Origin of the sequence: Alcanivorax sp., from assembly GCF_051117345.1 — a bacterium.
Taxonomy (GTDB): Bacteria; Pseudomonadota; Gammaproteobacteria; order Pseudomonadales; family Alcanivoracaceae; genus Alcanivorax.
In genome coordinates this window covers 1-3189 of the sequence record NZ_JBNPEC010000170.1, presented here as the reverse complement: position 1 = coordinate 3189, position 3189 = coordinate 1, and the positions used below count along the sequence as shown (strand labels likewise).

Here is a 3189-nt window from a genome sequence, read left to right as displayed (position 1 = left end):
TCCCAGGCTGAGAGGGCCGGCCGGCGAATCACCGGCCAGGTTGGTCAGGGACAGGGTCGCCCGCTCGCCGTCCCGAACTAGGGCCAGCCGCGCCGACAGTTCGGTCATCGGCCAGTCCTGACCGTTCTGCTGCAAGGTCAGGGCAGGCAGATTCAGATTGATGCGGGCATCATGGGGCTGCCCCTGTTTCAGGGTTGACCACACCTTCAAACGGCCATCCAGGGCGGCCACCTGCACCGGCCAGCCCAGCTCCTCGGGCAGCCACTCGTGCAGGCGCTCGCCCTTGAGGCTGGCGTAGAGATCCGCTTCCACCTCTTCCAGGGAAAACGCATCGCCATGCAGATGAATGCGCGCCTGCAGGGACAGGGGCCGATCACGGGCCTCCAGATTCAGCGCCAGCCGGTGCTCATCGCCCCGATTGATCAGGGTGGCTTCCAGCTCGGAGGCCGCCAGTGGCGGCATCCCCGGCCACTCCATGGACAAACGGGCATCGCTGATCACCAGCAACTGCTGGCGGTAAAACAGGGTGAGGATACGCTCCAGCGGCGGGCGCTGCTCCGGGTCATTGCTACCCAGCGCCTCCAGGCCACGCAGACGGATACTGCCATCCTCGCCACGCACCAGATGCAGCTCCACGCCATGAATGCGCAGCTCCTTGAGCACCAGATCCCGGTGCAACAAAGAACGGAACACGTCGATGCCCAGCACCACTTCGTCCAGCTCCAGAGCGGTATCGCCTTCCGGGGCCGGCAGGCGGATCTGACGGGCCACAAACTGGGGCACCAGGCCGGACATCTTGCCGTCCAGCTCGGCAATGGTCAGCGGTGTCTGGATACGTTCTTCAAAGAGGACTTCCAGCCGTTCGCGATAATCCGGCACCAGCAGCATCAACTGACGGCCGACCACCACATAGGCCGCCATCAGCAGCAGCAAGGCCACCGTCAGCCACCAGAGGGACGGATAAAGTCGATGCCAGCGATTCGGTCGGGTCGAGGCCATAGTCAGTTGGTTTGCCAATAACGGATGCCGACCTGATCCAGCAATGCCACCATCTGTTCCAGCGGCAGGCCGACTACCCCACTGTAACTGCCCGTCACCGAGGCCACCAGCGCTGCGCCCAGCCCCTGGATCCCATAGCCACCGGCCTTGTCAGCGCCCTCACCCGTATCCACATAAGCCTGCAGCTGCGACGCATCAAGGTCACGAAACTGTACCCGGGTGATGGAATACCGCACCTCCAGCTGTCCCCGGTGCAACAAGGCCAGCGCAGACATGACCTGATGCTCGGCCCCGTTGAGGCTCTTCAGCATGGCCAGCGCCTGTTGTTTATCCGCCGGCTTGCCCAGTATCTTGTCGCCCAGTACCACCGCCGTATCAGCGCCAAGCACAGCGCCGACCGGCTGGCCATGGGCTGCCACCGCACCGGCCTGGGCCTTCTCCCGGGCCATGCGACAGACATACTCCAGGGGCAGCTCCTGCGGCAACGGGGTTTCATCAATATCCGGAGCGGGCAGCACGGAAAAGGGGACAGCGATCTGCCGTAGCAGCTCTGCCCGACGTGGCGAACCTGAGGCGAGGTAAAGAATCATAGGATCAGTTAATAATTAATAGTTAATAATGAATAATTGACGTCACCAGAGCGCGACTTCAAAGCTGTCTATTTGCTTCCATGCTAGATTCGCGTCGTTATTAATTATTCACTATTAATTATTAATTGGTGTTTATCGTACTAGAAAACGCAGCTGCACCCAGCGCAATAGCGCACAGACCGGACGCCAAAGCACCGCGCTGGTCAGGGACGCATAGAGAATGGTGTAAGGCGGATACAGGGTACGGCCCACAGATTCCTGCACCAGAAAGGCCAGCAGGCTGACGGTACCCACCAACAGGAAGACCACGGCACACTGCTGCAGCGAGGTGAATACCCGCATGCGCTTGTAGGCGGCCAGCATCACAAAGGCGCCCAGCGCATAGGCCAGCCCCCATTGCCCCAGCGTGGTGCCCACCAGCACATCGTGATACAGGCCGACAAAGAAGCCCCACAGCACACCGATGCGGCTGGGCAATTCCAGCACCCAGTAAACCAGCACCAGCAGCATCCACTCCGGGCGCACCCAGTTGACGCTGTCCGGTAACGGCACCACTTCCAGCAACGCGGCGATCAGCAAGGTAACGATAATGACACCGGTGCCGGCGGGACGATCATGCATCATTGGCAGCCTCCGGGTCGGGTACCGGAATCAGGGGTTCATCCGTGGGCTGCACCAGCAGCACATGGCTGGCCCGGTCTACCCGGGCGGTGGGCCGAGCGGTAATTTCCGCGAAAGGCGCACCGGACTGGTGACGCACGGTGGTGACCGTGGCCACTGGATACCCGCGCGGATAACGCTGGCCCAAACCGGTGCTCACCAACAGGTCGCCCTCGCGGATGTCCGCCGTATCCGGCACGTAGAGCAGCTTGAGCCCATCGGACTGACCAGTGCCAGCGAGGACCGCACGCACACCGTTGCGATTCACCTGTACGCTCATGGCGTGACTGGCATCGGTGACCAGAAGCACCCGGGCGCTGAGCGGCCCCGCGTCCACCACCTGACCGATCAGCCCCTGGGCATCCAGCACGGCCTGACCACGCGCCACCTGATCACCCCTGCCCTTGTTGATCACTAACTCCTGGCGGTTCGGATCCGGATCCACGCCGATGATCTCGGCCACCAGCACATTGGCATCCAGATCCGCCGAGGAGTTAAGCAACTCACGTAGACGCACGTTTTCCGCTTCCAGCACCGCCAGACGCTGAACCTTCTGTTCCAGAATCAGGGCCTGGCGCTGCAGGCGCCGGTTTTCATCCATCAGGGAGGCGCGACTCTGGGTCTGCTCGGACAACCACTCACTGGAGTCCACCGGCAGGTGGGCCAGATAATGGATAGGGGCGGTGAGATAGCCGAGCACATGCCGCACGGGCGCAGCCCAGGGGGTACGCTGGTCCAGCACCATCATGATGATGGCCAGAACGAGCGCAATCAGCAGTCGGTAGGTAGGATTGGCCGGGGCAGCCATGGGCGCTTACCCCATGGCCAGCATATCGAAACCCTGGCTGTCCATCAGCTCCAGCGCCTTGCCGCCACCACGGGCCACACAGGTCAACGGATCATCGGCAACGATCACCGGCAAACCGGTTTCTTCGCTGAT

General features: G+C 62.2%; 4 protein-coding genes and 1 pseudogene. All 5 read right to left on the bottom strand.

Annotated elements, in window-relative coordinates:
• On the bottom strand, positions 1 to 999 hold a 999-nt coding region (locus ACFE0K_RS11065; RefSeq protein ID WP_434536120.1), incomplete at its 3' end, for a YhdP family protein.
• 2 nt (positions 1000 to 1001) lie between these two features.
• Positions 1002 to 1589, bottom strand: coding sequence for a Maf family protein (locus ACFE0K_RS11060; protein WP_434536119.1), 588 nt, complete (start codon positions 1587 to 1589; stop codon positions 1002 to 1004).
• A gap of 132 nt (positions 1590 to 1721) precedes the next feature.
• Entirely contained in the window at positions 1722 to 2213 is a 492-nt protein-coding gene (mreD, locus tag ACFE0K_RS11055) for a rod shape-determining protein MreD (RefSeq protein WP_297767242.1), read from the bottom strand.
• Positions 2203 to 3057: a rod shape-determining protein MreC gene (mreC, locus tag ACFE0K_RS11050; protein WP_434536118.1), complete on the bottom strand. Its 855-nt coding sequence runs from the start codon at positions 3055 to 3057 to the stop codon at positions 2203 to 2205. Before mreC ends, mreD begins: the two co-directional genes overlap by 11 nt.
• Positions 3058 to 3063: 6 nt before the next feature.
• Positions 3064 to 3189 (bottom strand): annotated as a pseudogene (locus ACFE0K_RS11045) (rod shape-determining protein); the annotation flags it as partial.

What these genes read in the sequence shown, in the direction of transcription:
- ACFE0K_RS11060 (WP_434536119.1), bottom strand. Translation starts at nt 1,589, where the DNA reads ATGATTCTTTACCTCGCCTCAGGTTCGCCACGTCGGGCAGAGCTGCTA.
- mreD (WP_297767242.1), bottom strand. Translation starts at nt 2,213, where the DNA reads ATGATGCATGATCGTCCCGCCGGCACCGGTGTCATTATCGTTACCTTG.
- mreC (WP_434536118.1), bottom strand. Translation starts at nt 3,057, where the DNA reads ATGGCTGCCCCGGCCAATCCTACCTACCGACTGCTGATTGCGCTCGTT.